General features: G+C 63.9%; 25 protein-coding genes. 13 read left to right on the plus strand and 12 right to left on the minus strand.

Features of this window, described 5'->3' with window-relative positions; all coding sequences use genetic code 11:
- Positions 1 to 183: 183 nt before the first annotated feature.
- The 3 genes from MESCI2_RS0133255 to MESCI2_RS0133265 are packed head-to-tail and all read right to left on the minus strand — an operon-like array spanning position 184 to position 2,589.
- Positions 184 to 561: a YraN family protein gene (locus tag MESCI2_RS0133255; RefSeq protein WP_027040263.1), complete on the minus strand. Its 378-nt coding sequence runs from the start codon at positions 559 to 561 to the stop codon at positions 184 to 186.
- Complete coding sequence (rsmI, locus tag MESCI2_RS0133260) at positions 554 to 1,468, minus strand: 16S rRNA (cytidine(1402)-2'-O)-methyltransferase (protein WP_027040264.1); 915 nt, start codon at positions 1,466 to 1,468, stop codon at positions 554 to 556. Before rsmI ends, MESCI2_RS0133255 begins: the two co-directional genes overlap by 8 nt.
- Before the next feature lie 41 nt (positions 1,469 to 1,509).
- A complete protein-coding gene (locus tag MESCI2_RS0133265; protein ID WP_027040265.1) occupies positions 1,510 to 2,589 on the minus strand; it encodes a formyltransferase family protein in 1,080 nt (359 codons plus the stop codon).
- Between the two features lie 200 nt (positions 2,590 to 2,789).
- On the opposite strand from MESCI2_RS0133265, the gene MESCI2_RS1000000138345 reads away from it, so the two are divergent.
- Positions 2,790 to 2,888, plus strand: a complete 99-nt coding sequence (locus MESCI2_RS1000000138345) for a putative RiPP precursor (RefSeq protein ID WP_155936718.1) — start codon at positions 2,790 to 2,792, stop codon at positions 2,886 to 2,888.
- A 299-nt stretch (positions 2,889 to 3,187) separates the two neighbouring features.
- Positions 3,188 to 3,397: a hypothetical protein gene (locus tag MESCI2_RS0133270; RefSeq protein ID WP_027040266.1), complete on the plus strand. Its 210-nt coding sequence runs from the start codon at positions 3,188 to 3,190 to the stop codon at positions 3,395 to 3,397.
- Positions 3,398 to 3,470: 73 nt separating this feature from the next.
- Here MESCI2_RS0133270 and MESCI2_RS0133275 read toward each other — a convergent pair whose 3' ends face one another.
- The 5 genes from MESCI2_RS0133275 to rph form a co-directional block, all read right to left on the minus strand.
- Positions 3,471 to 3,908 carry an EamA family transporter gene (locus tag MESCI2_RS0133275; RefSeq protein WP_027040267.1) on the minus strand — a complete coding sequence of 146 codons (438 nt, stop codon included), beginning with the start codon at positions 3,906 to 3,908 and terminating at the stop codon, positions 3,471 to 3,473.
- Between the two features lie 400 nt (positions 3,909 to 4,308).
- Positions 4,309 to 5,472: a radical SAM family heme chaperone HemW gene (hemW, locus tag MESCI2_RS0133280; RefSeq protein WP_027040268.1), complete on the minus strand. Its 1,164-nt coding sequence runs from the start codon at positions 5,470 to 5,472 to the stop codon at positions 4,309 to 4,311.
- Complete coding sequence (gene rdgB, locus MESCI2_RS0133285; protein WP_027040269.1) at positions 5,469 to 6,116, minus strand: RdgB/HAM1 family non-canonical purine NTP pyrophosphatase; 648 nt, start codon at positions 6,114 to 6,116, stop codon at positions 5,469 to 5,471. Before rdgB ends, hemW begins: the two co-directional genes overlap by 4 nt.
- A complete protein-coding gene (locus MESCI2_RS0133290) occupies positions 6,116 to 6,526 on the minus strand; it encodes a VOC family protein (protein WP_027040270.1) in 411 nt (136 codons plus the stop codon). Before MESCI2_RS0133290 ends, rdgB begins: the two co-directional genes overlap by 1 nt.
- 10 nt (positions 6,527 to 6,536) lie before the next feature.
- Positions 6,537 to 7,253, minus strand: a complete 717-nt coding sequence (rph, locus tag MESCI2_RS0133295) for a ribonuclease PH (RefSeq protein WP_027040271.1) — start codon at positions 7,251 to 7,253, stop codon at positions 6,537 to 6,539.
- Positions 7,254 to 7,451: 198 nt separating this feature from the next.
- Between rph and hrcA the strand changes: the two genes are divergently transcribed.
- From hrcA to MESCI2_RS0133325, 6 genes are all read left to right on the plus strand, one after another.
- Positions 7,452 to 8,534: a heat-inducible transcriptional repressor HrcA gene (hrcA, locus tag MESCI2_RS0133300; RefSeq protein WP_027040272.1), complete on the plus strand. Its 1,083-nt coding sequence runs from the start codon at positions 7,452 to 7,454 to the stop codon at positions 8,532 to 8,534.
- A gap of 24 nt (positions 8,535 to 8,558) precedes the next feature.
- On the plus strand, positions 8,559 to 8,756 hold the full coding sequence (locus MESCI2_RS0133305; protein ID WP_013528634.1) for a hypothetical protein: 198 nt from the start codon (positions 8,559 to 8,561) through the stop codon (positions 8,754 to 8,756).
- Between the two features lie 98 nt (positions 8,757 to 8,854).
- A complete protein-coding gene (locus tag MESCI2_RS0133310) occupies positions 8,855 to 10,207 on the plus strand; it encodes a PQQ-dependent sugar dehydrogenase (protein WP_027040273.1) in 1,353 nt (450 codons plus the stop codon).
- A 146-nt stretch (positions 10,208 to 10,353) separates the two neighbouring features.
- Positions 10,354 to 10,971 (plus strand): LysE family translocator, encoded by a 618-nt coding sequence (locus MESCI2_RS0133315; RefSeq protein ID WP_027040274.1) that lies wholly within the window; start codon positions 10,354 to 10,356, stop codon positions 10,969 to 10,971.
- Positions 10,972 to 11,162: 191 nt separating this feature from the next.
- Entirely contained in the window at positions 11,163 to 12,143 is a 981-nt protein-coding gene (gene cysK / locus MESCI2_RS0133320; RefSeq protein WP_027040275.1) for a cysteine synthase A, read from the plus strand.
- 128 nt (positions 12,144 to 12,271) lie between these two features.
- Complete coding sequence (locus MESCI2_RS0133325) at positions 12,272 to 12,898, plus strand: glutathione S-transferase family protein (protein ID WP_027040276.1); 627 nt, start codon at positions 12,272 to 12,274, stop codon at positions 12,896 to 12,898.
- Positions 12,899 to 12,901: 3 nt separating this feature from the next.
- Here the strand turns inward: MESCI2_RS0133325 and MESCI2_RS0133330 are convergent, their stop codons facing one another.
- Positions 12,902 to 14,146, minus strand: a complete 1,245-nt coding sequence (locus tag MESCI2_RS0133330; protein WP_027040277.1) for an RNA polymerase sigma factor — start codon at positions 14,144 to 14,146, stop codon at positions 12,902 to 12,904.
- Positions 14,146 to 14,499 carry a YciI family protein gene (locus MESCI2_RS0133335; RefSeq protein WP_027040278.1) on the minus strand — a complete coding sequence of 118 codons (354 nt, stop codon included), beginning with the start codon at positions 14,497 to 14,499 and terminating at the stop codon, positions 14,146 to 14,148. Before MESCI2_RS0133335 ends, MESCI2_RS0133330 begins: the two co-directional genes overlap by 1 nt.
- A gap of 257 nt (positions 14,500 to 14,756) precedes the next feature.
- Between MESCI2_RS0133335 and MESCI2_RS0133340 the strand changes: the two genes are divergently transcribed.
- From MESCI2_RS0133340 to MESCI2_RS0133350, 3 genes are read left to right on the plus strand one after another with little or no spacing between them, the layout of a single operon-like run.
- Complete coding sequence (locus MESCI2_RS0133340) at positions 14,757 to 15,716, plus strand: TAXI family TRAP transporter solute-binding subunit (RefSeq protein ID WP_027040279.1); 960 nt, start codon at positions 14,757 to 14,759, stop codon at positions 15,714 to 15,716.
- A 14-nt stretch (positions 15,717 to 15,730) separates the two neighbouring features.
- Complete coding sequence (locus tag MESCI2_RS0133345) at positions 15,731 to 17,851, plus strand: TRAP transporter permease (RefSeq protein ID WP_027040280.1); 2,121 nt, start codon at positions 15,731 to 15,733, stop codon at positions 17,849 to 17,851.
- A complete protein-coding gene (locus tag MESCI2_RS0133350) occupies positions 17,848 to 18,231 on the plus strand; it encodes a DUF1850 domain-containing protein (RefSeq protein ID WP_027040281.1) in 384 nt (127 codons plus the stop codon). Before MESCI2_RS0133345 ends, MESCI2_RS0133350 begins: the two co-directional genes overlap by 4 nt.
- Before the next feature lie 49 nt (positions 18,232 to 18,280).
- On the opposite strand, the gene MESCI2_RS0133355 is transcribed toward MESCI2_RS0133350, so the two are convergent.
- Positions 18,281 to 18,742, minus strand: coding sequence for a DCC1-like thiol-disulfide oxidoreductase family protein (locus MESCI2_RS0133355; RefSeq protein WP_027040282.1), 462 nt, complete (start codon positions 18,740 to 18,742; stop codon positions 18,281 to 18,283).
- Between the two features lie 179 nt (positions 18,743 to 18,921).
- Positions 18,922 to 19,062 (minus strand): hypothetical protein, encoded by a 141-nt coding sequence (locus MESCI2_RS1000000137725; protein ID WP_013528645.1) that lies wholly within the window; start codon positions 19,060 to 19,062, stop codon positions 18,922 to 18,924.
- Between the two features lie 378 nt (positions 19,063 to 19,440).
- On the opposite strand from MESCI2_RS1000000137725, the gene MESCI2_RS0133365 reads away from it, so the two are divergent.
- Both MESCI2_RS0133365 and ligD read left to right on the plus strand, forming a co-directional pair.
- Positions 19,441 to 20,310: a Ku protein gene (locus MESCI2_RS0133365; protein WP_027040283.1), complete on the plus strand. Its 870-nt coding sequence runs from the start codon at positions 19,441 to 19,443 to the stop codon at positions 20,308 to 20,310.
- 12 nt (positions 20,311 to 20,322) lie between these two features.
- The gene (gene ligD, locus MESCI2_RS0133370) at positions 20,323 to 22,839 is read left to right on the plus strand and encodes a DNA ligase D (RefSeq protein WP_027040284.1); all 2,517 of its coding nucleotides are present in this window, start codon (positions 20,323 to 20,325) and stop codon (positions 22,837 to 22,839) included.

A 22,839-nucleotide genomic window follows, 5' to 3' on the forward strand; every position in this document is an offset into this window, starting at 1 on the left:
ACGTGGATCGGAGGGTTCGGCGATCGAGAATAGCCATCGCCAAGCTCGCCAAATCCGGCGAAAAGTCTCCCAATTCCTGCACCGTAGAGGCGCTTAGAGGTCGCGGCATGGATCCTCGGGTCTCCGCGACGGAGCTTCGCTCCTGCTCCGCCCGTGGATGACGAATGAAGGAGGGCCGCTCCCTCAACTCCTCCCGTAAAATGCGTTCTCGACATGCACCGGCCAGCGCCAGGGCAGCACCGCGACCATGTCGAAGCGCATCGACAATCTGCCGTAGTCCGCTTGGCGCGACAGCCAGATGTCGGCCGCGCCTTCTATTCGACGTTCCGATTCGTGGCCGATCGCCTCCATGGCTTCCATCAGCGTGCGCCGCGCCTTGACCTCGACGAACAGCACCAGATCGCCGCGCCGTGCGATCAGGTCGATCTCGCCGAAGCGCGTGCGGTGGCGGCGGGCGAGAATGCGATAGCCTTTCAGCATCAGCGCTACCGACGCCAGCCATTCGCCGCGATGGCCGCGCCGATAGGCTTTTTGGCGGCTGGCGCTCGGGCGTTCAGCCACCGCCGCTTTCTCCAGAAGCATCCTTGAGCTCCAGCAATCGCCGATAGAGCGCCTGTTTCTGGCCGCCGGTCATCTTCGCGGCTTCCGCCGCCGCCTTGGAGGCCGGCATTTCGGCGGCAAGCGACAGAAGCAGACGGTCGATGTCGGCGGGTTCGTCGACCCTGGCCTCGGCCGGACCGACGCAGACGACGATCTCGCCCTTCGGCGTATCGGCCGCGGCATAGTGGTCGGCCAGCGCCTGCAGCGTGCCCGTGCGCATCTCCTCGAAGGTCTTGGTCAGTTCACGGCCGATCGCGGCCTTGCGCTCGCCGCCGAGCGCTTCGACCATGGCGACAAGCGAGTCAGCCAGCCGGCGCGGCGATTCGAAGAAGATCAATGTCGCCGGCACGGCTTTCAACGCCTCCAGCCGCGTCAGCCGCTGCCCTGATTTGACTGGCAGGAAGCCGGCAAACAGGAAGGCGTCCGACGGCAGGCCGGATGCCGTGAGCGCCGCGAGCGGCGCCGACGGGCCCGGGATAGGCACGACGCGAATGCCGTGGTCGAGCGCCTCGCCGACCAGCCGGTAGCCGGGATCGGACACCAGCGGCGTACCGGCATCGGAGATCAGCGCCACGCTCTGTCCGGCCTGGAGCGCCGCGATCAGCTTCGGCCCGGCCTCTCCGGCATTATGCTCATGATAGGCCGTGGTGCGGCGGCGGATGCCATAACGGTCTAGCAGCACGCGCGACACCCGCGTGTCTTCGCAAGCGACGATGTCGGCGGCGGCCAGCGTCTCCAGCGCGCGCAGCGTGATGTCGGCGAGATTGCCGATCGGTGTCGCCACCAGATAGAGCGCCGGCTCCAGCGGCCGGGCCGCGATCTCGGTCTGCCCGACCACATAGCTGCGCTTGCCCGTCTCTGCGGTCACTGATCAAGTCTCCGTTCGACCCTGTTTGGCCTGCCAAAATCTTATTTGGCATGGCTGGCGCAGGCTTGCAAAAAGCTCACGTCGCTTGGTCGAAAAAACCGTATTTCAAGACGCGATTCTTCGAGCCTGGCGGATGCCATCACAGCGTGCATCTTGACCAGCCTTTTGAGCAGGCGGTTGTAGGTGAGGTGAACCACCCTGCCGTCGGCCAGGTCAAACTCAATGCTTGCCCATCGCTTGGTTGGAGCCCTTCCTGTCGGGGCGCCCAACCTTCGTATCTGGAACCCAAGCCTCGCATTGCCGCCGGCTGTTGGCAGATAAATGCCCGGCGCTATCCCCAATACGTTCCATAGCCGTGCGACGTGTTCCATGGGCATGGAAGATGAGATCATCATATGGGCGGGCTCCAGCCGTGCCCATGTGAAGTCACCGGCCGGCTGCGGCATTCCGGATAAGGCGCCTCGGCAATAGGCCGGCACCGCATCGCTCACAAGCAATCGGAAAGCAGCCGCGGTAGCGTGCGCCAGGGTCTGTTTCGACGCCCAGTCCGCTTCCGAAAACGCTACCTGCGCGAGAATGTCACCCTCATCGTAACCTGCCGACATCTTGTGCAGCGTCACGCCGCCACAAGCCAGATGCTGGCCGTCAACGACCATTCGATGAACGGGGTGGGGACCACGATAATTGGGGAGCAGCGAGGGATGAAGATTGAGCCCGCCCTTGCGAAAGCCGGCAAGCACCCGCTGTGGGATTAAGTTCGGGAAAGCGTAGGAGATCAGCACATCGGCGTTGATGCCCGACAATTGGCGCTCAAGCGCGTCCCAATCATGCGGCCTGCCGAATTCGATCAGCTTGACGGGGACATCGCCCAGATAACGTTTGAGCCGAAGCTTGCGCTGCAGGCTTCTTCGGAAGTCGCCAATACCAGAGCCCTTTGGCCGGCGTTGGAGACCAGGCAGGACGATGGCGCCGATACGGTTGCCGGACTTCACCCATCCGGCAAGCAGCGGACCGGTGTGTCTATCGATATTCAGCAGGAAAATCGCCGTGATCGGGCGGCGGCGGCCGTCATCCGCGAAGGCACCGATTACAGTCTGCGCCGAGAGAGGCTGCTTAATCATATCTGCCCCTCCCCCTGTCGTTGCGCGGCGCAAGGAAATACCAGTGCAGCGGTTGGCTTTGGCTGGCAATCGAAAAGCTGCCGGATTCCCAGGGGAGATCCGCCACCGGGTGGCAGCCCGACGGTTCTGTCGTGCCGGCTTGACAACAGGAGACGGCGCACGGCATCTGTGTCATCCAGGAAAACTGCGGGAAATGTCCCATGAAGAAAATCTACAAGAAGCCTGCGCTGGTTAAGAGAGAGCGGCTATCGGCTGTCGTCGCCGTTACCGGGTCGCCTCCGACCAAGACGCCGGCCTGACACCAACGAGATACCGGAAGCCCGCTTGATCCTATCATGCGGGCTTTTCGTTTATTGAGCGGAACATCGATACCGTAGCCGCCGTTCTAAACGTCTGTTCCCTCACAGCACCAATCGGCGGCTTTGAGAACCAATTCAGGTCTGGCCAGAAGCCCATCGCCCGTGCGTGAATGCCTCCACGCGGAACTCTGCCCGATCGTGTCGATGGCCCTGGTGGAAAGTCCTTGCCATTCCTTTGCCACAGTAGGGAACGAAACCGGCTTTGGCAGATTTAATCCCTGATCCCCCGGGAGGACAGGATGGACAGCCTCAAGATACAAGACGCTTTCGAGCCCTACTATGCCGGCCGCAACCGCGTTGCCACCCCCAATGACAAGCGTCCGCCTGCCGACGCCAGCCTGACGAAGCGGCCCGCACGCGGCTTGCCGATGAGCACCAAGCCGATGAGCACCTTGCCGACGACTGTCGGGCATTCCGACAACAAACCCGACAGCACGACGGAGCACTGACCGGACGATGCCCAATCGCTTCGATATCTTCATCACCCGTCTTGAAACAAAGAGTGCCCGCAACGGCGCGCAACTAGCCTCGATAGGCGACCAGCACCGCGCCCGCCGCGATAAGGGCGACGCCAAGCCAATTCGCTCCGGACAACCGCTCGCCGAGAAAGGCCGCGCCAAACACCGCCACAAGCACAACGCTTAGCTTGTCGATCGGCGCCACCTGCGCCGCATTGCCGATCTTGAGCGCCCGGAAATAGCAGAGCCATGAGGCGCCGGTCGCCAGACCGGAGAGGCCGAGGAAAGCCCAGGTCTTTCCCGAGATCGTGGCCGGCGACTGGAACTGGCCGCTGGCAAGCAGGATCGCACCGAGCACGATCACGATGATGACCGTGCGGATGAAGGTGGCGAAATCGGAATTGATGTTCTCGATGCCAACCTTGGCGAAGATCGCCGTCAGGGCAGCGAACGCAGCCGAGAGCAGGGCCCAGAATTGCCAGGAGGATACGGTCAGGTTCATTGAGGTGGCCTTCGCGGATGGCGTCTCAACCGAGATAGCGTGAAACGCGTGCCTTCAGAAGCGCAATCCTAAGCTTCGGAGATTGGGCGAGGCATCCCCACCTTCGTCATCCACGGGCGGAGCAGGAACGAAGCGACGTCGCGAAGACCCGAGGATCCATTCCGTGACTTCTGAATTTCGCTACGGTGCAGAATTTGGAAAGCTGGGGTGGAGAAGATGCGCCGGCAACGAAATCTATTGTTTGAACGGGACAAGTGGCAGAGCAGGCATGCCCATTCTGGACCGTGACGCCCCTCGGCAGCCGTCGCGGCATGGATCCTCGGGTCTGCGCGCCGCTTCGCGTCGCTCCGCCCGTGGATGACGAAGGCGGGAGGAGCTTGGCGCAGGCAAAGCTACCTGGCTACCGCGCCAGGTCCGCCACCACCGCGTCGAGCACGATCATGCCGGCCGGCGTGGCGCGCAGGCGCGCATTGCCGATCGGCGCCACCAGCCCTTCGCCTTGCAGCATCGAAAGCCGCGCGCTCGACAGGCCGCGTCCGGAGAACGCCTCGTAGCGGGAGAGGTCGATGCCTTCGGCCAGCCGCAGGCCCATCAGCAGGAACTCGTCGGCCTCTTCCGAGCGGGTCAGGATTTCGCCGCCGGTGACGCCATGGCCCTTGGCCTCGACCAAATTGGCCCAGGTTTCCGGCATCCGTTCGGCGATCGTCACCGTGCGGCGGCCGTTCTCGACGAAGCGGCCATGCGCGCCGGGTCCAACGCCGACATATTCGCCATAGCGCCAATAGGTGAGGTTGTGCCGGCTCTCGGCGCCCGGCCTTGCGTGGTTGGAAATCTCGTAAGCCGGCAAGCCATGCGCCGTGGTGATCTCCTGCGTCAGCGCATAGAGGTCGGCGGCGTGGTCATTGTCGGGAATGATGAATTTCTTTGCCGCGTGCAGGGCGTGGAAGGGCGTGCCTTCCTCGATGGTCAGCTGATAGAGCGACAGATGATCGGCGGCATGGCCGATCGCCTGTTCCAGCTCCGATGCCCAAGCCTCCGGCGTCTGGCCGGGGCGGGCGTAGATCAGGTCGAAGGATAGCCGCGGAAAAATTTCTCGCGCCAGGCCGATGGCATGCAGCGCCTCTTCGACATTGTGCAGCCGGCCGAGGAAGCGCAAATCCTTGTCGTTCAACGCCTGAACGCCGAGCGACACCCGATTGACACCGGCCGCCCGATAGCCGCGAAAGCGTTCGGCCTCGACCGAGGACGGATTGGCCTCCAGCGTCACCTCGATGCCGTCAGGCACAGTCCAGTTCTTCGCCACGGCGTCCAGAACCCTGGCCACGGTTTCCGGCTTCATCAGCGAGGGCGTGCCGCCGCCGAGAAAAACGCTGGTCACCTCGCGCGGCCCGGTGCGTTCGCGCATTGTCGCCAGTTCGGTCTCGAAGGCGGCGGCAAAGCGCTCCTGGTCGACCGGCTGGTGGCGGACATGGCTGTTGAAGTCGCAATAGGGGCATTTGGCCGCGCAGAACGGCCAGTGGACATAGACGCCGAAGCCGGGCGCCCGGTCGAGCAGCATGCTCATGCCGAGCCCAATCTCGCCTTGGCGAATTTCTGGAAGGCACGGGCGCGGTGCGACAGCGCCGTGGCCTGGCCGGGCTTCCAGCCATGCTTTTCCTCAGCGCTCATCTCACCGAAGGTTTTTTCGAAGCCATCGGGCAGGAACACAGGATCGTAGCCGAAGCCGAGCTCGCCGCGCGGGGGCCAGACCAGCGTGCCTTCGGCCTCGCCGCGATAATATTCCGCCTCGCCGTCGGGAAACGCCAGGCAGATGACGGCAACGAAACGTCCCTTGCGCTGTTGCGGCAAGGCCGCTCCGACTTCCTGCAGCGCCACTTCGGTGCGTTGCATGGCCATGCCGAAATCTCTGCTGCCATCCGGGGTTTCGGCCCAATTGGCGGTGTAGACGCCGGGCGCGCCATCAAGCGCGTCGACGCACAGGCCGGAATCGTCAGACAGCGCCGGCAGGCCGGTCGCCTTGGCGGCGGCGAGCGCCTTGATGTAGGCGTTCTCCTCGAAGGTGGTGCCGGTCTCATCCGGCTCCGGCAGGCCATACTCCTTGGCCGACTTCGCTTCGAAGCCGAACGGCCCCATCAGGTCGGCGAATTCGCGCAGCTTGCCGTCATTATGGCTGGCGACGACGATCTTCTTTCCGTCAAGAGAATCCATCAAATGCCCCAGATTCGTGGCTCGGCGAATTCGATCGAATTGCCCGAGGGGTCGCGTATATAGATCGAACGGCCGCCCTGCGGCCACTCGAATTCGCTCTCGATGGCGATCTTCTTTGCCTCCAGATGGGCTTTCCAGCCGGCGATTTCATCGGCGGTCGCAGCAAAGCACAGATGGCCCTCGCCGACCGTGCCATGCGGCGGCACCGGCAGCCTTGCGTCAGGCGCCGGCGGGATTTTGGTCGCCTCGGCGTTGAAGACGAGCAGCACGCCCGGTCCGCAGCGGAAAAAGAGATGACGGCCGTCGACCTTGCCGAGGAGATTGAGGCCGAGGACGCCGACATAGAATTCTTCCGCCGCCGCCAGATTGGTGACGTAGAGGGCCGATTCCAGGATGGCGGAGGGGGTCACCAGAAAACCGTCAAGCCACTGCCATCTGCTGCAAACTCACCAACCGCTGGATGCCTTTCTTGGCCAGGCCCATCAGGTCCGCGAACTGCTCTTCCGAAAAAGGCTCGCCCTCGGCGGTGCCCTGGATCTCGACGATGCCGCCCTTGCCGGTCATGACGAAATTGGCGTCGGTGCCGGCCGAAGAATCCTCGATATAGTCGAGGTCGATGACCGGCTGGCGGTCATGGATGCCGCAGGAGATCGCCGCGACATGGTCCTTCAGCACCTTGGCGACGCTGGCCATCTGGCGCGCTTCCATCCAGCGCAGGCAGTCATACAGCGCCACCCAGCCGCCGGTGATCGATGCGGTGCGGGTGCCGCCATCGGCCTGGATGACGTCGCAGTCGACGGTGATCTGCTGCTCGCCCAGCGCCTGCAGATCGACCACGGCGCGCAGGGAGCGGCCGATCAGCCGCTGGATCTCCAGCGTGCGGCCGCCCTGCTTGCCGGCCGAAGCCTCGCGGCGCATGCGTTCGCCGGTCGAGCGCGGCAGCATGCCGTATTCCGCCGTCACCCAGCCTTTGCCCGAATTGCGCATCCAGCCCGGCACTTTTTCCTCGAGGCTGGCCGTGCACAGGACATGCGTGTCGCCGAACTTCACCAGGCATGAGCCTTCGGCATGCTTGGAGACGCCGCGCTCGAAGGAGATGGCACGCATTTCGTCGAATTGGCGTTTGGAAGGGCGCATTCAGGCTGCTTTCTTGTCATTTTTCGGAATCTTGGCCGGCTTGTAACCGCATGGGCCCCGTGGCGCAAAGGAAAATGGCCTGACGATCTGACTCAGACACCAGGTGATCTCACAAAGACACCGGGTGATCTGGCACAGACACCGGGTTGCGCGGGTGCAGTGTAAGTCTATATCCTTGGGCCGGAGGTTTTTGGCCGTATGACCAAGGCAGTCGATCCCGCTTCGCAGTCGCCCGCGCTCCAGTCGCTCGACATGCGTTCGCGCGACATCTTCCGGCGTATCGTCGACTCCTATCTCAGGGACGGCGAACCCGTGGGCTCGCGCAGCCTGTCGCGCATCCTGCCGTCCTCGCTGTCGCCGGCGACCATCCGCAACGTGATGAGCGACCTCGAGCATCTCGGCCTGATCTACGCGCCGCACATTTCGGCCGGCCGGCTGCCGACGCAGGCCGGCCTGCGTTTCTTCGTCGATGCCTTCATGGAGCTTGGCGACCTTTCCGACGAGGAGCGCCGCGCCATCGAGGCACAGGTTCGGGCGTCCGGCTCGGGCGCGACGCTGGAACACATGCTGACCGAGGCCAGCCAGATGCTGTCGGGCATGTCGCGCGGCGCTGGCCTGGTGCTGGCCGCCAAGAACGAGGTGGCGCTGAAGCACATCGAATTCATCCAGCTCGAACCGACCAAGGCGCTGGCGGTGCTGGTGTCGCAGAATGGCGACGTCGAAAACCGCGTCGTCGAGCTGCCCGCCGGCATCACCGTCTCGCAACTGCACGAGGCCTCGAATTTCCTCAACGCCCATATACGCGGCCGCACGCTGGCCGAGGCGCGGATCGAGATCGCCCGCATCAAGGAAGAAACCAGGGCCGCGCTCGACACGCTGTCGCAGGACCTGGTCGAGAAGGGGCTGGCGGTATGGGCAGGCGCCGACAGCGGCCTGCCGGCACGGCTCATCGTGCGCGGGCGCGCCAATCTGCTCGAAAACGTCACCGCCCAGGCCGACATCGAACTGCTGCGCCATCTGTTCGAGGACATGGAGACGCAGGACGGGCTTATCCAGTTGCTCGACCTCGCCGAGGAAGGCTCGGGCGTGCGCATCTTCATCGGCTCGGAAAACAAGCTGTTTTCGCTGTCGGGCTCGTCGCTGGTGGTGGCGCCTTATCGCGACAAGGATGCCCGCGTCGTCGGCGCGCTCGGCGTCATCGGCCCGACCCGGCTGAACTACGCGCGCATCGTCCCAATGGTCGACTATACGGCGCAGCTGATTTCACGCATGCTGCGCTGAGCTGATCCAACCGAGGAGACGATGATGGCGCTCGAAGAATTCAAGGCCCGGATCAGCCTGCTGCTCGAGGAGATGGTCAACCAGCCGGAAGACCAGCACGAGATCCAGGAGCAGTTGCGCGAAAAACTGCGGGAAATGCGCGCCATGGGCTTGCCGCTGCCGGCCGACCTCGTCGAGTTGGAAAAACGCCTCGACGACGATTTCTACGCCGCCGGGACCTGAACCGGGAACCCGGGAGCTTCCTTCACCTCATCGCGTGCCATGGAACGATCGACGAAACCGCTCGTTCCTGTTCTCACGCCCGAACATTGGAGGACCGAATGATGCGTTTTGCCGGCCCCGTACTTTCCGCCGCACTGTTTCTCTCGACCGCTTCATTCGCCCAGCAGGCGGCCGAGCCGGTGCTCAAAGGCGCGGCCGCCTTCGGCGACTGGCGAGCGGACAAGCCGGGCACACGCCGCCTGATCAGACCGGATGATCTGCCCAAGCCCGATGCCAGCCGGTCGACCTCGAACAGCGCCGGCGTTGCGGACATGCCGGCAGATGCGAAGCTGCAACTGCCGCCGGGGTTCTCGGCCGAGCTGGTTGCATCGGGCATCGACAATCCACGCGTCGTGCGCGTCGCGCCGAATGGCGACCTGTTCGTCGCCGACAGCAAAGCCAATCAGGTCCGCATCTATCGCCTCGCCGAAGGCAGGGCGAAGCCGGCACAGGACGGCATCTTTGCCGGCAATCTCAACCGGCCCTATGGCATTGCCTTCTATCCGCCGGGCGGTGACCCGCAATGGGTCTATGTCGCCAACAGCGACAGCATCGTGCGCTTTGCCTACCGCAATGGCGACCTGAAGGCCTCCGGCGATCCGGAAACCATCGTCGACAACATCCCGGCCAATCATCACTGGACCCGCGACATCGCCTTCTCGCCGGACGGCAAGACGCTTTATCTGTCGGTCGGCTCGGGATCGAATGTCGCCGAGGACATGGGCCAGGAGCCGAAAGGCGGACTCGATGCCTGGGCGAAATCGCAGCCGCTGGGTGCAGCCTGGGGACCCGAAGATGGCCGCGCCGACGTGCTGGCCTTCGATCCCGATGGCAAGAACGGCCGCATCTTTGCCACCGGCCTGCGCAACTGCTCGGGTATGACCGTGCAGCCGGCGACCGGCGCGCTGTGGTGCGTCGTGAACGAACGCGATGCGCTTGGCGACGATGTGCCGCCCGAATACGCGACCGTGGTCAAGGAGGGCGCCTTCTATGGCTGGCCCTGGTACTATACCGGCGACAATGAGGATCCGCGCCACAAGGGTGAGCGCCCCGATCTTGCCGGCAAAACGACCGTTCCCGATGTGCTGATGCAGGCGCATTCGGCGCCGCTCAACATCGCCTTCTACGAGGGGAAGAGCTTTCCGGCTGAATACAAGGGCGATGCTTTCGTCGCTCTGCACGGTTCTTGGAACCGCGGCAACCGGACCGGCTACAAGGTGGTGCGATTGCTGTTCGAGGACGGCAAGCCGACCGGCGAATATGAGGATTTCATCACCGGCTTCGTCGTCTCCAATGGCGAGGTGTGGGGGCGTCCGGCCGGCGTGGCAGTGGCTAACGATGGCGCGCTGATCGTGACCGAGGACGGCAACGGCACCATCTGGCGCGTCACCCATGGCGACGGTCGTTCCTGATCCGCTTGGGTTGCGCAGGCCCCCTCACCCGGATTGGGGCTTCGCAAGGCGAGGCCCCCGATATCTGGTGCAATAGAATCCGGCCCGAGGGAATTCAATCTTGGCCTGTCCCATGCAATAAAACGCTCTGATCCGAGACCAGTGCCATGACCCTCACCGGATTCCTCGCCTACAGTGCCGCTCTCGGCATCGCCGCCGCAATTCCTGGCCCCGGCATCACCGCGCTGGTCGCGCGTGCGCTCGGCTCCGGCTTCCGTTCGTCGCTGGCGATGTCGTTTGGCCTGATGGTTGGCGACATCACCTATCTGACCGCCGTGGTGCTGGGCCTCGCTTTCGTCGCGCAGAGTTTCGGCATGGTCTTTCTCGCCATCAAATGGCTCGGCGTCGCCTATCTCGCCTTCCTCGGCTGGCGCTTCTGGAACAGCGGCATCACGCCCGAGACCGTCGAGGCCCGGAAAGACAAAAGCGGGTTGCTGTCGAGCTTTGCCGCCGGCCTGACCGTCACGCTCGGCAATCCGAAGACGATGATCTTCTACCTCGCCATCACGCCGACCATTGTCGACCTGAAGACCATCACGCTGGCCGATTACGGCATCCTCGTCGCGTTGACGGTCGTCGTGCTGTTGGTGGTGCTGGTGCCGTATCTGGCGCTGGCCGCCAAGGCGCGCTGGTTCCTGAAGTCGCCGCGTGCGCTCAAGGCGCTGAACCGCACGGCCGCCGGCTTCATGGTCGGCGCCGCTGCGGCGATTGCCGCCCGCCAATAGAGGCTTTCAGCCAAAGCATTTCGCAAATCGGCCTTTGCGGGAAATGCTTTTCCGAGACAGGGATGTTTTCGACACAGGCCCCACTCGGATATTTTCGGCCGACAGCTTATGTTGCGCGGTCGAAGGTCCTATCCTGCCGGCTGCATTTGCCTGAAATTCTCCACTTGCCTGAAATTCTGGGAGCGAAACCAATGAACAAGCCCGTCACATCAGCCCGCGTGCCCGGCCGCGGCCGCGTCTATGAGTCCATCACCGACACGATCGGCGACACGCCGCTGGTGCGGCTCGACAAATTCGCTCGGGAAAAGGGCATCGTCGCCAATCTCATCGCCAAGCTCGAATTCTTCAATCCGATCGCCTCGGTCAAGGACCGCATCGGCGTGGCGATGATCGAGGCGCTGGAGGCGTCAGGCAAGATTTCTCCCGGCAAGACCACGCTGATCGAACCGACGTCGGGCAACACCGGCATCGCGCTTGCCTTCGCCGCTGCCGCCAAGGGCTACAAGCTGATCCTGACGATGCCCGAAACGATGTCGATCGAGCGCCGGAAAATGCTGGCGCTGCTCGGCGCGGAGCTGGTGCTGACAGAAGGCCCGAAAGGCATGAAGGGCGCCATCGCCAAGGCCGACGAACTGGCAGCGACGATCCCCAATGCGATCATCCCGCAGCAGTTCGAGAACCCGGCCAATCCGGAGATCCATCGCACGACGACGGCCGAGGAAATCTGGAACGATACGCATGGCGAGGTCGATATCTTCGTCGCCGGCATCGGCACCGGCGGCACCATCACCGGCGTCGGCCAGGTGCTGAAGAAGCGCAAGCCCTCGGTGCATGTCGTCGCCGTCGAGCCGGACTCCTCGCCGGTTCTGTCGGGCGGCCAGCCCGGCCCGCACAAGATCCAGGGCATCGGCGCCGGCTTTGCGCCCAAAATCCTCGACACGACGATCTATGACGAGATCGTCAAGGTGTCGAACGAGGATTCCGTGGCCAATGCCCGCCTCGTCGCCCGCCTCGAAGGCGTGCCGGTCGGTATCTCTTCGGGCGCCGCCCTGCAGGCGGCCATCGTCGTCGGTTCGCGGCCGGAGAACAAGGGCAAGAACCTTGTGGTGATCATCCCGTCCTTCGCCGAGCGTTATCTGTCGACCATCCTGTTCGAGGGGCTGGGATCGTAGTCCGACGCTTCTCGTGACCAAGCTGGCCCGCTGAAAAAACGCCCGTGGCCGCCATCGGCGGCTTGAGCGCGACACCGCTTCCGGTTCATATCGCCCCCGGCCTGCTTTGCGCGGCCGGGGGAGAATTTATGTACAAGCTTTATACCCGTCCCGGCAGCGGCGGCTTCGTCGTCGAGGCTGCGCTGGTGCTGGCGAATGCGCCGTTCGAGCAGATCGATGTGCCGAAGACCGACCGGCCCGATCCCGCCTTCCTCGACATCAGTCCGTTGAACCAGGTGCCGGTGCTGACCCTGCCGGACGGAAGCTCGATGACCGAATCGGCGGCGATCTGCATCCTGCTTGCCGAGCGTCATCCCGATGCCAATTTGGCGCCGGCGGCCGATGCGCCTGCCCGCGCGGATTTCCTGCGCTGGATGGCATTCATGTCGTCTGTTCTCTATTCGGCGGTGCTGCGTTTCTACTACGCATACCGCTACACGGCCGATCCCGAAGGCACCAAGGCGGTCAAGCAGGCGGCCGTGGCCGAGATGGACCGTGGCTTTGCCGTTCTCGATGCCGCGCTCGAAGGCCGTGACTGGCTGGTCGGCGACCGGATGTCGCTGGCCGACATTTATCTGGTCATGCTGGTGGCCTGGCATCCCGACATCGACAGCGCGCGGACGGCATGGCCGAACATTGAGCGTCTGTGGTCGAGGCTGCGCGACCATCCGCTGATGAGGACGCTCAACACATCGCATGAGATGTGGCCGGGCTGAAGCTCAATTTCTGAGCACTGCCCGTTTTCCCTGCAGGAACCGGCGCACCGCCGGGTCGCGTTCGAGGCCGATCGCCCGGTCATAGGCCTCGGTTGCCTGTGGCACCTGACCAAGCCTGGCCAGAAGACCGGCGCGTGCGGCCCAATAGGGCTGGTACTCGTCAAGCCGCTTGTCGTCGCCCAGCACGTAAAGGGCCGCCAATCCCGCCACCGCGCCCTCTGCTTCGGCGATCGCCACCGCGCGGTTGATCGCCACCACCGGCGATCCTGCGATCGAAAGCAGCGCGTCGTAGAGTTCCTGGATCGCCGCCCGATCGGTGCGGCCGGTGAGCCTTCGTGCCGCATGCGCGGACTGCACGGCCGCCTCAAGCTGGTAGCGGCCGATGACGCCCTTGGCCGCGGCGTGGGAAAGCAGCGCTTCCGCCTCGTCGATGAGGGCACGGTCCCATAGAAGGCAATCCTGCTCCGCCAACGGCACGAAGTCGCCTTCGGCGCTGCGCCGTGCGGCGCGGCGGGACTCGGCAAACAGCATCAGCGACAACAGGCCCAGTGCCTCCGGTTCCTCCGGCATCAGCGAGGCCACCAGCCGGCCGAGCCAGATGCCTTCGGTCGCCAGGTTGCGGCGCCGCGTTTCGGTGCCGGCCGGATCGGACCAGCCTTCGGCGAAGGCGGCATAGATCGCCTCCAGCACCGCGTCCAGCCTTTCGCCGAGTTCGGCCCGCTCCGGCACGCGGAACGGAATGCCGGTTTCACGGATGCGGCTCTTGGCGCGCACCAGGCGCTGGCCCATCGTTGCGGGCGAGACCAGGAAGGCGGAGGCGATCGTCGCGGCGTCGAACCCCAGCACCGTCTGCAGGATGAGCGGCGAACGTACGCTCGATTCGATCGCCGGATGGGCGCAAGCGAACATCAGCCGCAGCCGATCGTCGGGCAGGTCTTCCTCGGTCATGCGCGCCTCCGCCTCCTCGGCAATCAGCTTGAGATGCTCGCGGCCGGCCTCGCTGGTCAGCCGCCGCCGCACCGCATCGACGCGGCGCCGCCTTGCCACCGCCAGCAGCCAGGTTTCCGGTTTCTCGGGTACGCCGGTTCGAGGCCATCGCTCGAGGGCGGCGGCGAAGGCATCGGCCAGCGCATCCTCGGCGCCGGCCACGTCGCGCGTGCGCGCCGCGAGCCAGGCGACAAGCTTGCCGTAGCTTTGCCGGGCGGCGGTTTCCGCCGCCGCCCGCGCGATCTCCGGGCCAGTCTCCATCACATGGTCTGTTCCCAGATCGGCCGCAGCTCGACCGTGCCGGCGCTGGCGGCGGGACAGCGCGACGCCCAGGCGATGGCGGCATCGGCGTCCTCAGCCTCGATCATGTAGAAACCGGCGAGCTGCTCCTTGGTGTCGGCATAGGGGCCGTCGAGGACGTTGGTCTTGCCATTGGCCATCCGCACCGAAGTGGCGGCCTGGGTCGGCTTCAGCCGGTCGCCGGCCAGCCAGGCGCCGGATTTCTTCAACGCCTCGGTATAGGCGCCGTAGGCCGCGCTGATCTCGTAGGTCTTATCGGTCGGCGCGGCCGCCATCGCGGCTTCGTTGACGTAGATCAAAAGCATATATCGCATGGTCTTCTCCCGTTTTCTCGAAGGCCGCTTCGTTTGCGAGCCGGACGTATGTCGCGCGGCCCTGGCCGATTTCGACAGGCGCTGGAAAAATCTTTCGGCTCCGAAGACTTTTCACGCAAGCGGTCATGTGCGCATGCCGCACTCAACCATTCGTCTAACGCATGGGATTGCGGGTTGGCATTTCCATCTCGCTGTCTAAACTCGCCCTTGTTCGCGTCAGGGAGGTGATGCGGCCGCTATTCCAGGGAGGAAATCAGATGTTCCATTTCAGAACGAAATTTGTTGCGGCCGGCGCCGTGGCGCTGTCGCTTGGCCTAAGCGCTGTTTCAGCCAAGGCGCAGGAATTCATCAATGTGCTGACCGGCGGCACATCCGGCGTCTATTATCCGCTCGGCGTGGCGTTGTCGGAAATCTACGGCAAGGGCATCGAAGGCGCGCGCACCCAGGTGCAGGCGACCAAGGCGTCGGTCGAAAACCTCAATCTGCTGCAGCAGGGCAAGGGCGAGATCGCCTTTGCGCTCGGCGATTCCGTCAAGATGGCCGCCGAAGGCAATGCCGAGGCCGGTTTCCCAGGCAAGCTCGACAAATTGCGCGGCATCGCCGCCATCTATCCCAATTACATCCAGATCGTCGCCAGCCAGGAGTCCGGCATCAAGACGCTGGCCGACCTCAAGGGCAAGAGCCTGTCGGTCGGCGCACCGGCGTCGGGCACCGAACTCAACGCACGCGCCATCTTCGCCGCCGCCGGACTGAAATACGAAGATCTCGGCCGGGTCGAATATCTGCCCTTCGCGGAATCGGTCGAGCTGATCAAAAACCGCCAGCTCGACGCCACGCTGCAATCGGCCGGGCTCGGCGTCGCCTCGATCCGCGACCTCGCCACCTCGGTGCCGATCAATGTCGTGGCGGTGCCGGCCGAGGATGTTGCGAAGATCGGCTCGCCCTATCTTTCGGTGGTCATCCCCAAGGGTACCTATGAGGGCCAGAGCGAGGATGTCGCCACCGCCGCCGTCGGCAATTTCCTCATCACACGCGCCGATGTCCCCGACGAAACCGCCTATCAGATGACCAAGCTGATGTTCGACCATCTCGACCAGCTGGCCGCGGCGCATGCCGCTGCCAAGGCAATCGACCCGGCCAAGGCGCTCGCCGGCATGCCGGTGCTGCTGCATCCCGGTGCCGAGCGTTATTACAAGGAGAAGGGGTTGTTGAAGTAGGGCGGGTCCGTCGGATGAGCGAAGCAACGTCTGGAACAACACCCGACGGCAAATCCGCCACCTTCCATCTGCCTGCCGTCGAAGAACAGGTCGAAGGGCTGCCGCCGGGCTTCGGCGACGGCCTTGCCGGCAAGGCCGCTTTTCTCATCGCCGTCGCCTTTTCCGTGTTCCAGATCTATGTCGCCGCCTATGGCAGCATTCCGAGCCAGGTGGTGCGGGCCATGCATGTCGGCTTCCTGCTGCTGCTCGGCTTCGGCCTGATCGCCAATCTGCGCGCCAAGAGCATGCCGGCCAAAGCAGCGTTCTGGACGCTCGGGGCGCTCGGCTTCGGCACCGGTCTCTACAATTGGGTGTTCTACACCGACCTCATCCGCCGCTCCGGCTTCCTGACCACGCCGGACCTGATCGTCGGCGCGGTGCTGGTGGTGCTGGTCTTCGAGGCAGCGCGGCGGCTGATGGGCCTGCCGCTGGCGGTCATCGCCTTCATCTTCCTTGCCTATTGCTTCGTCGGCAACCATTTGCCGCCGCCGCTCGTCCATCGCGGCTATGATTTCGCCCAGCTCGTCGACACCTTCGCCTACGGCACCGAAGGCATATACGGCACCCCGATCTATGTTTCGGCCGCCTACATCTTCATCTTCGTCGTCTTTGCCGCCTTTCTCGAACGCGCAGGCATGATCGCGCTGTTCAACGATTTCGCGCTGGGCCTTGTCGGCACATGGCGCGGCGGCCCGGCGCAGGTCTGCGTGCTGTCGTCGGCGCTGATGGGCACCATTTCCGGCTCGGGCGTCGCCAATGTGGTGGCCAGCGGCCAGTTCACCATTCCGCTGATGAAGCGCTTCGGCTTCCGCTCGGCTTTTGCCGGCGCCGTCGAGGCGACCTCCTCGATGGGCGGCCAGATCATGCCCCCGGTGATGGGCGCGGTCGCCTTCATCATGGCCGAGACGCTGAACGTGCCTTATGCCGAGGTGGTCAAGGCGGCGATCATCCCGGCGCTGCTCTATTTCGGCGCCTGCTTCTGGCAGGTGCATCTGGAAGCCGGCAAGGCCGGCCTGCACGGCATGGCCAAGGCCGAGCTGCCCAACCCGTGGGACGCAGTGCGGCAACATTGGCCGCTGGTGCTGCCGCTGGCAGCCCTGATCTACCTGCTGTTTGCCGGCTATACGCCGATCTTCGCCGGCACGATGGGCCTGGCGCTGACCATCGTGCTCATCCTCGGCACACCACTGGCGGCGGCGATCGGACCGCTTGCCTTCCGCATCGTCTTCTGGATCGCGCTCGGGCTTGCCGCCGCCTCGTTCATGAAGTTCGGCGTCAACCTCCTCGGCCTGGTTATCGCCGCGCTGGTCGTCGCCTGCTTCACCTTCAAGGGCGGGCGCGAGACCCTGCAAATCTGTGTTGATTCGCTCGCCGAGGGCGCCAAGAATGCGCTGCCGGTCGGCATTGCCTGCGCCATCGTCGGTATCGTCATCGGCACGCTGACGCTGACCGGCATCGCTTCGACATTCATCGGCTGGATCATCTCGATCGGCGAGGACAATCTGTTCCTGTCGCTGGTGCTGACCATGCTCACCTGCCTGGTGCTGGGCATGGGCATCCCGACCATTCCCAACTACATCATCACCTCGTCGCTGGCCGGGCCGGCGCTGCTGGAACTCGGCGTGCCGCTACTGGTCAGCCACATGTTCGTGTTCTATTTCGGCATCATGGCCGACCTGACGCCGCCAGTGGCGCTGGCCGCGTTTGCCGCGGCACCCATGGCCAAGGAAAGCGGCCTCAAGATCGGCATCCAGGCGACCAAACTCGCCATTGCCGGCTTCGTCGTGCCGTTCATGGCGGTCTACACGCCAGCGCTGATGCTGCAGGACGCCGGGCCGATCGCTGCCCAGTTCGGTTATCCCATCGAGGTCGCCTACATCGTCGCCAAAGCATGCATGGGCATCGTGATGTGGGGTGCCGCCGCCGTCGGCTTTCTCGCCCGCCGCATGGCGGGGTGGGAACGCCTGCTTGCCTTCGCGGCCGGCGTGCTTCTGGTCGCCGCGGTGCCGCTGACCGACGAGGCCGGCTGGGTGCTGGCGCTGGCCTGGATCGGCTGGCACTGTTTTCGCGCGCGGCGGGCTTCAGGCAGAACATGAGCCTGTGCATCCTGGCCGCTGGCAAGACGGTAACGCTCTCCGTCGCCGCCTTCACGCTGTCCTGGACGCATTCGGTGGAAGGGACGCGCTGGCAGGAGGACTGGAAGGTCACGCCTTCCGGCCTGCAGCTGGTCGAGGCGCGGATCAAGGGCTCGGGTGCGGGCATGGAGCCACCGGAAGGCGCGGTGCTGAAGAATGGCTGGTGGATCTACGCGCCTGATGTCGGTCCACAGCGGCGCGTCGTGCTCGCCGCCTCCGGCGCAACCGGTGACGGCTGGACGCTGTGCACGGTTCAGGGCTGCCTTGAACTGGGCAAGACGGCCGGCGATACGATCGCGCTGGAGCCGTGCGGATCCACCGGTTCGAGCCAGCCGCGATAGCGTACGATCAATGCGCTGAGCGGCGGCTCGTTCTCCAGCAGCCACATCCTCAGCCAAGGAACCGTTCCCGCAGCTCGGGTGCGGGGATTTCGCAGCTGTCCTTCTTGCCGAACAGCGCGTAGCGGTTCTTTGCAACGCGATCATAGAGCCAGTCGCGTAACGGGCGCGGCAGCAGCAGCAAAGCCTTCATCGCCCGCCACGGCCAGCCGAGTTCCGACATGACGGCGACGAAGCTGTCGAGCCGCGTGAAGGCGACGCCGTCGATCAGGACGAGGTTGGTTTCGTAAGAGTCCGTGCGCAGTCCATGCTTCCGGAACAGCGTTTCACCGAAGGGCGACTGCGCGGTGGCGAAGCGGAAACGGCCTTGGCGGTCGAGCCTGACCACCATGCGCACGAAGCCGGAGCAGAGCACACAGACGCCATCGAAAACGATCAATGAATGGCGTGAGCCGAGAACTGTTTCAGGGGGAGGATCTGACTGGGGTCGACTGGGTTGGGAATGCTCGGTCACGCTGGCCTCGGCTGCTCGTGTCCTATGACACTAAGCCAGCCAGCGATCGCATCAAAGCCGTGGCGTTATCGCACGGCGCCTGTCGGCGAGAACGGGACGCTCGGCGCGATAGGTGGTGGCGCGGGTAGAGGCGGCCGGCCTGCAGATCCTGCTGTTGTGGCGATTTTCGAAAGCCATGATCAGTGCGCGCCCAGCGAGTTGCCGCGACGGGCGCAAGCAGGGCCGGGGCCGCGCATGTAATAGCGCTCGGGCCGATAGGTCGGCGCGACGAATTCGCGAATGGCGGCGGCATAGCCGATGAGGTGCGCGAGGAAGTTCATTACCCTTGTCCCTGTCCCGATTTTCGGATGTCCCTTCCGAATTGCGGTCATCATAGCGTCGAGGCGTGAATAGTCGGTGAACGTGATGTTAATATCTGGTCGAAAATGCCTTGCTTCGTGGCTGGATTGCGGCTGATTCGGGGTCTTTCGGTGCAGTTGGCCGGCATTCCGGCCAATGTGACTTTTGCATCACATATGTTTCGTTTGAATGTCGCCTGCGCGCGGTTCTGTTTCAACTTTTGTGGCGTCCGCGAAATTTCCATGCTGGGGGCCAGAACCACTCAGGCGGCCCTTGGAATCCAGACCGGCGCCGGAGCGCGGAACTGGAGCGCGGTCTGTCCGTTCTCACCTGCATCTGGTTCTGGAAGGGAAGATATCATGGCGCCGCGTCCGGCCTGGAAAGGCTATTTGAAGCTTTCGCTGGTCACCTGTGCCGTCGAACTGACCAATGTCGTCACCCACACGGAGCGGGTGTCGTTTCGCATTCTCAACCGCAAGACCGGCAACACGGTGAAGCGGCTCTATGTCGACGCCGAAACAGGCAAGCCTCTGGAGGAGGATGACGAGATCAAGGGCTATGAACTCGACGACGGCGATTTCATCCATATCGAGGAAGACGAGATCGAGGCGGTGCAGATCGAATCCTCGCACACGATGGCGCTCGACGGTTTCGTCGACAAAGCTTCGATCCAGCAGATCTATCTCGATACGCCCTATTATGTCGCCCCGGCCGACAAGGTGTCGGAAGAAGCGTTCGCCGTCATTCGGGACGCGATGGCGGGCAAGAAGATGGCCGGGTTGGCGCGTATCGTGCTCTATCGACGCGAACGGCCGGTGGTTATCGAGCCGCTCGGCAAAGGCATGGTGCTGACGACGCTGCGCTACGACAACACGGTGCGCCAACCGGACACCGTCTTCGGCGACATCGAGTCGGTGAAGACCGATCAGGAGATGACCGACCTCGCCGAGTTGATCATCGACAAGAAGAAGACGAAGTTCGATCCCTCGAAATTTGACGACAAATACGAGGACGCGCTGCTGGAACTGATCCGCGCCAAGAAGGCTGGCCACAAGGCGCCTAAGGCCAAGGCGGCGCCCAAGCCTTCCAATGTCGTCAATCTGTTCGACGCGCTGAAGAAGAGCCTGTCGGATTCCGGATCATCGAAAACGTCTTCGTCGGCGAAAGCCAAGCCGGCGGCCAAACGCGCCAAGCCGAAAGCCGGCGCGCCAAAACGCAAATCGGCCTGAGGACACCAACGAATGGCCAGCCTAGAACAATATCACTCCAAGCGCGATTTCAAGAAAACCGCCGAACCGGCCGGCAAGGTCGCCCGGACCAAGAAGAGCGAGGCGGGCGGCATCTTCGTCATCCACAAGCATGCCGCGACGCGGCTGCATTACGATCTGCGGCTCGAGCATGACGGCGTGCTGTGGAGCTGGGCGGTGACGCGCGGCCCGAGCCTTGATCCGCATGAGAAGCGACTGGCCGTGCATGTCGAGGATCACCCGATCGACTATGCGCCGTTCGAGGGCACCATTCCCAAAGGCGAATATGGCGGCGGTTCGGTCATCGTCTGGGACGAGGGCACCTGGACCCCCGAGATCGACCCGGCGAAGGCGATGAAGAAGGGCCATATCAGCTTCGAGCTCAAGGGACACAAGCTGCATGGTCTCTGGCACCTGGTGCGGCTGAAACCCCGCGCGGGTGAAAAGCGCGACAACTGGCTGCTGATCAAGTCGGACGATGCCGCTGCGCGTCCGGGCGAGGACATCCTCAAGGAGGCGCCGGAATCGGTGAAGTCAGGCCTGACCATCGAGGAGGTCGGCGAGGGCAAGACCGCGAAGGGTGAGAAGCCGAAGGTCTGGCATTCCAACAAGCCGGCCGCCGGCAAGACGAAGGCCGCGGGCAAGAAACTCGACTTCATCGAGCCGCAGCTGGCCACGCTGGAGCGCGATGCGCCGCCGGGCAAGGACTGGCTGCATGAGGTGAAGTTCGACGGCTATCGCATGCAGGCACAGATAGCCGGCACCGACGTGCGGCTGCTGACCCGCACCGGCCTCGACTGGACGAAGAAATTCGGCGGCGAGATCGTCGCGGAGCTGGCCGGGCTGAAGTGCAGCGACGCCATCATCGATGGCGAGGTGGTCGTGCTGGCCGACAGCGGCGTCTCGTCTTTCGCGCTGTTGCAGCAGGATCTGTCGGCGAAACGGACAAATCGCTTCATCTATTACGTATTCGATCTGATGCGCCTCGATGGACGGGATTTGCGCCGCGAGCCGCTGGTCGAGCGTAAGCAGGCCTTGCAGGATTTACTCGGCAAGCAGTCCGACAATCCGGCGGTCCGCTTCAGCGACCACTTTTCCGAACCCGGCAAGATCATGCTGGAGCATGCCTGCCGTATGGGCCTGGAAGGCGTCGTCTCCAAGCGTGCCGATGCCCCCTATCGCAGCGGCCGCGGCCCAACCTGGGTGAAGTCGAAATGCACGGCGCGGCAGGAATTCGTCATTGGCGGCTACCTGCCGTCGGACAAGACCGGGCGCGGACTGCGCTCGATCCTCGTCGGCTTCCACGAGGGCGGCAAGCTGCATTATGCCGGCCGCGTCGGCACTGGTTTCTCCGGCAAGGGCGCCAATGAGCTGAAGACAAAGCTGGACGCGCTGACGGCAAAATCATCGCCGTTCGATGCGGCCGTGCCGAAGGGCAAGGGCCTGGTCTGGGTCAAGCCCGAACTTGTCGGCGAAGTGGAGTTTCGCAGCTGGACCTCGGACCGTATAATACGCCACGCCTCGTTCCAGGGATTGCGCGAGGACAAGCCGGCGGAGGAAGTCGTGCAGGAAAAGCCCAAAGCGTCGACAGGCAAGCCATCGACAGGCAAGAGCACGGCCAAGCCGGCATCGGGTGGCAAAGCCGCCGGATCGATGACGACCACGGTAAAACTCTCGCATCCCGACAAGCTGCTGTGGCCGGACGAAAACATCTCCAAGCAAGGCCTGCTCGACCATTACGCGCAGGTGTGGCCGCGCATGGAACAGTTTGTCGTCAACCGGCCGCTCAGCCTGGTGCGGGCGCCGGACGGCGTCGGCGGCCAGCGTTTCTTCCAGAAACATGCCTCGGCCGGCATGAGCGACAAGATCGCGCGCATGAAGGATCCGACCGACGGCGAGGAGATCCTTTACATCCGGGATTTCGATGGTGTCGCCGCATTGGTCCAATATGGCGTGGTCGAGATCCACATCTGGGGCTGCACGATCGATGAGATCGAAAAGCCCGACCAGATCATCTTCGATCTCGATCCCGATGAAGGCGTCGACGTGAAGGCGGTCCGCGAGGCGGCACTCGATATCAGGGGCAAGCTCGACGAGCTGTCGCTGCCGAATTTCGTCAAGACCTCGGGCGGCAAGGGTTTTCACGTCATGGTGCCGCTTAGACCAGCGGCGGATTGGGAGGAGGTCAAAACCTTCGCCCATGATTTTGCCCGTGCGCTGGAGCAGGGTGCCCCCGACCGCTACACGGCGACGCTGTCGAAAAAAGCGCGCACGGGAAAGATCTTCGTCGACTATCTGCGCAATGGCAGGGGCTCGACGACGGTCGCGCCCTATTCGTCACGCGCCAAGAAGGGCGCCACCGTGTCGATGCCGGTGACCTGGCCAGAGATCGAGGCCGGCTTGGCGCCGAACGCTTTCCCGATCGGCGACAAGACGACGCTGAAACAGCTGGCGAAAGCCGATCCGTGGTCGGATTTCTTTAAGCAGGGCAAGGCTCTGAGGCGGGGTTAA

Source organism: Mesorhizobium ciceri WSM4083, assembly GCF_000519305.1.
In the GTDB taxonomy this organism is placed as follows: Bacteria; Pseudomonadota; Alphaproteobacteria; order Rhizobiales; family Rhizobiaceae; genus Mesorhizobium; species Mesorhizobium ciceri_B.